This window comes from Ruminococcus sp. RTP21484sp1_RTP21277st1_D2_RTP21277_210401 (assembly GCF_040924225.1).
Lineage (GTDB): Bacteria > Bacillota > Clostridia > Lachnospirales > Lachnospiraceae > Blautia_A > Blautia_A faecis.
Genome location: NZ_JBCOMJ010000003.1, coordinates 20,293 through 27,104, shown reverse-complemented (window position 1 = coordinate 27,104; position 6,812 = coordinate 20,293). Strand labels below are relative to the sequence as shown.

9 protein-coding genes are annotated in these 6,812 nt (G+C 37.9%); all 9 read left to right on the top strand.

All coding sequences use genetic code 11. The annotated features are described in order from the left end of the window. Positions 1–295, top strand: a 295-nt coding sequence (locus AB5706_RS02410) for a hypothetical protein (RefSeq protein ID WP_368365712.1), incomplete at its 5' end; no start/stop codon positions are given. Next, entirely contained in the window at positions 292–825 is a 534-nt protein-coding gene (locus AB5706_RS02405) for a dCTP deaminase/dUTPase family protein (RefSeq protein ID WP_368365710.1), read from the top strand. The genes AB5706_RS02410 and AB5706_RS02405, both read left to right, overlap by 4 nt. A 3-nt stretch (positions 826–828) precedes the next feature. Then, positions 829–1,068: a hypothetical protein gene (locus AB5706_RS02400; protein WP_368365709.1), complete on the top strand. Its 240-nt coding sequence runs from the start codon at positions 829–831 to the stop codon at positions 1,066–1,068. After that, a complete protein-coding gene (locus tag AB5706_RS02395) occupies positions 1,031–1,273 on the top strand; it encodes an HPr family phosphocarrier protein (RefSeq protein ID WP_368365708.1) in 243 nt (80 codons plus the stop codon). Before AB5706_RS02400 ends, AB5706_RS02395 begins: the two co-directional genes overlap by 38 nt. Positions 1,274–1,276: 3 nt before the next feature. Next, positions 1,277–2,179, top strand: coding sequence for a thymidylate synthase (locus AB5706_RS02390; RefSeq protein ID WP_368365706.1), 903 nt, complete (start codon positions 1,277–1,279; stop codon positions 2,177–2,179). Between the two features lie 13 nt (positions 2,180–2,192). Further along, the gene (locus AB5706_RS02385) at positions 2,193–3,185 is read left to right on the top strand and encodes a dihydrofolate reductase (RefSeq protein WP_368365705.1); all 993 of its coding nucleotides are present in this window, start codon (positions 2,193–2,195) and stop codon (positions 3,183–3,185) included. Further along, a complete protein-coding gene (locus AB5706_RS02380; protein WP_195590100.1) occupies positions 3,182–3,322 on the top strand; it encodes a hypothetical protein in 141 nt (46 codons plus the stop codon). The genes AB5706_RS02385 and AB5706_RS02380 overlap by 4 nt, the downstream gene beginning before the upstream one ends. Positions 3,323–3,942: 620 nt before the next feature. Beyond that, a complete protein-coding gene (locus AB5706_RS02375; protein ID WP_148462565.1) occupies positions 3,943–5,178 on the top strand; it encodes a galactokinase in 1,236 nt (411 codons plus the stop codon). Positions 5,179–5,392: 214 nt separating this feature from the next. After that, complete coding sequence (locus tag AB5706_RS02370) at positions 5,393–6,643, top strand: DNA polymerase Y family protein (protein WP_173715590.1); 1,251 nt, start codon at positions 5,393–5,395, stop codon at positions 6,641–6,643. The last annotated feature ends 169 nt before the right edge of the window (positions 6,644–6,812 follow it).

The window sequence follows — 6,812 nt, the reverse complement described above, 5'->3', positions numbered from 1 at the left end:
GAATTATGCAGACGAACACAATGGAGAAATCGACCATCCATCAGATGCACTCTGGATTGCATTCGATGAAGATGACATGTCAATTACTGTTGAAACGGAGTCGTACTTACCACCAGTCGGTGCTGTATTGTTTTCTGATGGAGGTACAGCTTACGATGCGATTGAAACTATTGGTGAAGACAGAATTCTTAAATATATGTTTAGAGTTAATCCAAATAAAGAATTGCATTGCAACGGTGATTGTGAATGTTGCGATGAATATGATCCATGGGACGAGGAGGATGAAGATAAATGAAGAGGGTGGCAAAATTTGAGAAAGTAAGCTATAAGCAGTTTGAAAAAGATTATTTAGATACATTTGGACTTGCAGGTGATGATACATCTAAGAGACTCAGACAAGAAATTGAAAGTATGTATTATGGATTAGAGTTACCTACAAGAGCTACAAAGTTTAGCGCAGGATTTGATATTAGAACTCCATTTTCATTTACACTAAAGCCAGGAGAAGTAATTAAAATTCCAACAGGTATTAAATGTCGTATGAATACAGATTATGTTCTTATGATTTACCCAAGAAGTGGACTTGGATTTAAATATCAGTGCAATCTAGTAAATGGAACAGGAATTATAGACTGCGATTTTATTAACTCTGACAACGAAGGTCACATTTTTATTAAACTTGTAAATCGTGGAGATAAAGAGTTTTCAGTAACAAGTAATGCAGCTATCGCCCAGGGAATTTTCTTAGAATATGGAATTACTGATGATGACGATGCAAAAGCAACACGTAACGGTGGTTTCGGATCAACTGACAAAAATGAGTAATAAATGGACACATTTTATTATTGTGCATTAGATGAAAATTCTAAAACATGTCCAAAACAAAACATTTGCAAAAGGTACACTCACAAAAAGGGTGTACCTGCTTCCGAAGATGCAAATGCAAAATTATATAATATCTGCAATGATAAATATGGATATAAATTGTTTTTAGAAGATGAAGATATAGTAAATAAAGAAGTGAAAGAAGATGAAAATAATGAAAATCAAACTGAACACACTGAATGATGCTAATAGTCTCGTAAAAACTATTGATAAATACGATTATGACATTGACGCTGTATGTGGCAGATATGTTATTGATGCAAAATCTATTATGGGATTATTGTCTCTTGGAATTCCAAAAGAAATTTTTATTGTAATCCACACTAATAATAAAGATGTAATTTCTAAATTTGAAGAAGATATTTTTAAGTGGAAAGTTGAGGAATAATACATGGAATATGAATACGGATTAATGACAAAAGCCGATAAATATCTTGTAGAATCTATCTATAATATCCTTCAAAATGGTATTAAAGATGAAAATCCTAGACCAAAATATGAGGACGGAACACCTGCACATACCTATTTTGTGACACATCAAATGCGTCAATATGACCTCTCAAAAGGTGAATTTCCAATCTGTACTTTACGTCCAATTGCATGGAAAAGTGCAATCAAAGAAATGTTTTGGATCTTCCAGAAAGAGTCAAATGACCTCAAGCTTTTGAATGAAATGGGCGTGTCATATTGGAATTTGTGGGATATTGGAGATGGTACAAATGGGTATAGATATGGTCATACAGTACACCGTTATGACTTGTTTAAAAAGCGTGTTTTAGATGATATCAAGAACAATCCATATGGACGTTATCATATCTGTAATCTCTGGCAAGAAGAGGAATTTAGAGATGAACCAAACGGATTAAAACCATGTGCCTATGAGACTATATGGACAGTACGTGGAGAGTATTTAGACCTGTTCTTAAACCAGAGATCAGGTGACTTATTAGCTGCAAGTGGTGGAGGTGGAATTAATGAAATACAATACGCCGCACTGCTCATGATGGTTGCTAGACACACTGGATATAAACCTGGAAAATTTACTCATTTCGTGGCAAATGAACAGGTATACGACCTCCATATTGACCAAGCAAAAGAACTAATTCATCGCGCAAATGAACGTCATTTAGTCACTTTTGAAGCGTTAAAAAATGGTGAAATTGATAAAAATTTGATGCCAAAATTGGTATTAAATTCAGAAAAAAATAACTTTTACGACATGACAATTTACGACTTTTCTATGGAAAATTACAAGCCAATGAAGCCACAATTGACACTACCATTGGGTATTTAAGGAGAGAAAATTTATGTTATCAGCAATCGTTTGTATGGATAATTTTGGTGGAATCGGTAAGAATGGTGACTTACTTTATAAGATTCCAGAAGATATGAAAAGATTTAAAGAATTAACAATGGGACATTCTGTTATCATGGGAAGAAAGACATGGAACAGTATTGGTAACAAGCCACTTAAAAGTAGGAACAATATTATCCTTTCTACGACACTTAATTATGCAGTAGAGCCAATCAATATCAATGAAGATAATGGATATGTTACAGATGTTAATGTGCTAAAAAAAATGACAAAAGAAGAAATAAAATTTATAGCCGAAATTCCGCTTAAGTATTTTGCAGTTGGTGGAGAAAGTATCTATAAAATGTTCTTACCTTATTGCGAAAAAGTTTATGCTACAATCGTTAATTTAGGTGATAGATGTATCTCTACAGCAGATGTATTTTTTCCAATTGAGTACCTTCTAAACAATTTTGATGAAATTGAATCTATAGATAATACATACGGTAATTTATCATATAGTTTCAAAACATTTGTTAGAAAAGATAATTGCAAAACTGTATCCCACGCTTATTCTGATCCAGTTTCTGGACATAATGCAGTAGATAATCCGTCTCATTATTGCGGAACAAAATACCAGGTAATTAATTTTATAGAAGACTGGGGACTTGGTTATTGCCTTGGTAATGTAGTTAAATATATCTGCAGAGCCGGTAAGAAATATGTTGGTGACAAGCAAAAAGAGCTTCAGGATTTAAAAAAAGCTAAATGGTATCTTGAAAGAAGATTAGAAGAACATAAAAATGGTGTTGAGCTTGATTCTGATGATCTGAAAATGAATATATCTATAGACGATTTTGCAGAAGATCAAAAGCTCAATTATATTCGTAAAAAAATTATTAAAAATGTTATTGATTGTATTTATGAAGAAATCGACACTAAATTTTATACTGCTTTAGAGTTGCTTGATACAGAAATTAACAGAATGGAGGATGAGACTGCATGATTACACTTGGTATTGGTACATTTATTTGTATTGTAGGCTGCACATTTGTGGTTGGTGGAGTAGTTGGACTTATTCTTACAGCTTGTCTTACTGCCGGAAGAAATAAAGATGATGATGATATTGATCAATATCCGTAATATATTAAGCAAAATAAGTAAAATATTGCGAAATTGGGACTCGAACTATTGCAAGAAATATATAAATTTCGTATAATGACTTCAAGGTCAGAAATACTATGTTCGAGGGCAATAAACTTTAGCGTAAAATGGGGCAAATTTTTTAGCCTGAAACATCAAATAAAATAGTTTACTTACTAGGAACTTATAAGAACAAGAACATAGAAAATGACCTTTGATATTTTTATCCGAGGTCATTTTTTTTGTGCAATTTGACGAAAAGTTCAAAAAACAGCCAAAAATAGCTCAAAATCGCGATTTTTCCAAAAATCGACTTTCTAGAAGTCAATAAAAATAAGGGATTTAAGTGGGTCATTTTCCCGATAAAATTGTGATTTTATTGTAGTCAAGTTAACATGCACAAAAGAGGAAAATATTGCGTCAGAGCAAAATTTGACCAGAATAAAAGAATAAAATTTTTGCCTCAAAAAACGCTAAAAGTGATTGCCTCTCGACAAAAATGAAATTAACTTGATGAGAGATCCGGATAAGCACAGATGAAGCGGAAAATATGCACTGAGGCAGCTGGAGTACAGAATGTAAAATTATAACAATATTAACAAAAATAGGAGAATGAGACCATGAATTTACCAGAAAAAGCAAACCTTGAGAAAATCTATGGAGAGAACAGTGCCTGCGCAGCTCGTTTCCAGAATCTAGCAGACAACTTTGCCAGAATCTACAAACATGACCATGCAGATTTCTTTACTTCCCCTGGAAGAACAGAAATCATCGGAAACCATGTTGACCACAACGGCGGCAAGGTAATCGCAGGAAGTATCAATCTGGATACCATCGGCGCAGCTGCACCGAATGGAACCAACGTGATCCACATTACAAGTGAAGGCTACAGAGATGAGATCGTAGTTGATCTTGACAAGATCAGCAGAGCCAACTATCCGAAAGGAACCTTTGCCCTGGTTGCCGGTATGATGGAAGGTGCGAAGAAGAATGGCTTTCAGACAGCTGGTTTTGATGCCTATGTAAGCACCAACGTGATCGCAGCAGCAGGAGTAAGTTCCTCTGCATCCTTTGAAATGCTGATCTGCGTAATCATCGATTACTTCTTTAACGACAGCAAGATGACTTACACAGACTATGCAAAGATTGGTCAGTACGCAGAGAACGTATACTGGGATAAAGCTTCCGGAATGATGGATCAGATGGCATGTGCAGTTGGTGGTCCGGTTCTCTTCGACTTTGCAGACAGAAATGATCTGAAATACAGCAAGCTGGACTTCTCCTATGGAAAATTTGATCACAAACTGGTTATTGTAAACACCGGAAAAGGCCATGCAGATCTCAGCCAGGAGTACTCTGAGATTCCAGGTGAGATGAAAGCAGCAGCCAAGGTACTTGGTGCAGAGCTTCTTCATGAGACTACTCTTGAAAATCTGCTTGCACATGTAAACGAGATTCAGGACGACAGAGCAATTCTCCGTTCCATTCACTTCTTTGAAGAGACTTCCCGTGTAGAACGGGCAGCAGAGGCAATTGGTAAGGCAGATTACGAGGAATTTTTGAAGCTGATGGATGAATCCGGAAGATCGTCCTGGGAACTGCTTCAGAACTGCTACTGCATGAAAGACTGCCACGAGCAGAAGATCCCGTTGGTTCTTGCTCTTACCCAGCTGTTCCTGAACAAGATCGGCGGCGGTATCTGCCGAGTACATGGCGGCGGATTTGCCGGTGTTATTGCAGCTGTTGTACCGGAAAATGAAATGGAGAATTATGTAGAATACATTTCCCAGTATGTTGGCAGAGAGAACGTTTATCCAATGGATATCCGCGCAATTGGAGCTGTTCACATTGGATAATGACAATATTCTGAGTTATCTGAACTAAAGGTGACCTTTTTCGCAGCAGCTTTTCGCTATGACAGCCAGTTTAGAACTTTTACAGTCTTTTTGTGTTACCGTATTTGCGTAATATATACATAAAGAATCTGGACATATTTCCTTCTGACGTGCTATATTGAGTCTATCACAGAATTTTCGGAAATAAAGGAAAATACGAAAGAAGGAGAATCAGATGGAAAGATTGATTTTTCATGTTGATGTGAACAGCGCTTTTCTTTCCTGGGAGGCAGCGAGCAGAGTAAAGGCAGGTGAGCCGGATCTGCGGGAAATTCCGTCTGCAGTAGGCGGTGATCCCAGGACACGTACCGGAATCATAGTTGCGAAATCCATTCCTGCCAAGAAATACGGAGTACAGACTGGTGAGCCCGTGGCAATGGCCCTTCGAAAATGCCCGAATCTGGTAGTGGTACCTAGTGATTTTCGCCTTTACACGAAGAATTCCCAGGCATTTAAAGCAATTTGTAAATCTTATGCTCCTGCAATGGAATCCTTTTCTATTGATGAGGTATTTCTGGACATGACTGGAACTTCCCTGATCTACCCGGATCCCATAGCAACAGCCTGTGAGATAAAGGATAAGATTTATCAGGAGCTTGGATTTACAGTAAATGTGGGAATTTCCACCAATAAGCTGCTGGCGAAAATGGCCTCGGACTTCGAGAAGCCAAATAAAGTGCACACCCTTTTCCCGGAAGAAATTCCGGCAAAAATGTGGCCTCTTCCCATCAGAGATCTGTTATTTCTGGGAAAAGCTTCGGAAAAGAAGCTGGTTGATTTCGGTATCCGCACCATAGGGGAACTGGCTCGGGAAAGGGAGTCCACTATTCAGACACTTCTGGGAGAAAAGACCGGACATCAGCTCTTCCAGTACGCCAGAGGCATTGACAATTCTCCGGTTTTGGAAGTGCCTGAGGAGAGTAAAGGCTTCAGCGTGGAGAAGACTTTCAATGATGATATTGTATCTATGGAGCAGATCCAGCCTATTTTATTGGAGCAATGCGATGTGGTAGCCACCAGAATGAGGCGGAAAGGAAAGAAATGTACCTGTATTTCTGTCACCTTCCGCACTCTGGATTTTAAGAATCGTTCCCATCAGATGAAGCTTGGAAGCGCTACGGATGTAACTGATGAAGTCTACGCAAATGCCAGAAAACTGTTCGCAGAGTTCTGGAAGGGGCAGCCATTACGTCTGATCGGAGTGGCACTCACCGGACTTACTGAGGACGGATTCGAACAGATGTCCCTGTTTGAGGACTGTGCGAAAAAGGAACAGCGCCAGAAGCTGGATGCAGCGATGGATGCCATCCGCATGAAATTTGGAAACGACAAGATCACCCGGGCCAGCATTATGAACAGCAATGCAGGAATCGGGCGAAAAGCCAAGGCGCAGATGGAAAACGAAGAAAATGGAAAAGGATTCTAAAAGAAATAGAAAAGAGAACATTGTCATTTCCTTTGCAGGGAAATGCAATGTTCTTTTTTTGCACAGGAAACACTGTTTTGTTCCTTATGTGAAAAAATGTAAAAAACCACTTGACGAAAATACAATTCTAGTGTACTATACAGCTATGACAGTGATACAGAAAGAGAGG

Bases quoted from the DNA above. Each gene is read 5' to 3' on its own strand.
- AB5706_RS02370 (WP_173715590.1), top strand. From the start codon at position 5,393: ATGGAAAGATTGATTTTTCATGTTGATGTGAACAGCGCTTTTCTTTCC.
- AB5706_RS02385 (WP_368365705.1), top strand. From the start codon at position 2,193: ATGTTATCAGCAATCGTTTGTATGGATAATTTTGGTGGAATCGGTAAG.
- AB5706_RS02400 (WP_368365709.1), top strand. From the start codon at position 829: ATGGACACATTTTATTATTGTGCATTAGATGAAAATTCTAAAACATGT.
- AB5706_RS02375 (WP_148462565.1), top strand. From the start codon at position 3,943: ATGAATTTACCAGAAAAAGCAAACCTTGAGAAAATCTATGGAGAGAAC.
- AB5706_RS02395 (WP_368365708.1), top strand. From the start codon at position 1,031: ATGAAAATAATGAAAATCAAACTGAACACACTGAATGATGCTAATAGT.
- AB5706_RS02390 (WP_368365706.1), top strand. From the start codon at position 1,277: ATGGAATATGAATACGGATTAATGACAAAAGCCGATAAATATCTTGTA.
- AB5706_RS02405 (WP_368365710.1), top strand. From the start codon at position 292: ATGAAGAGGGTGGCAAAATTTGAGAAAGTAAGCTATAAGCAGTTTGAA.
- AB5706_RS02380 (WP_195590100.1), top strand. From the start codon at position 3,182: ATGATTACACTTGGTATTGGTACATTTATTTGTATTGTAGGCTGCACA.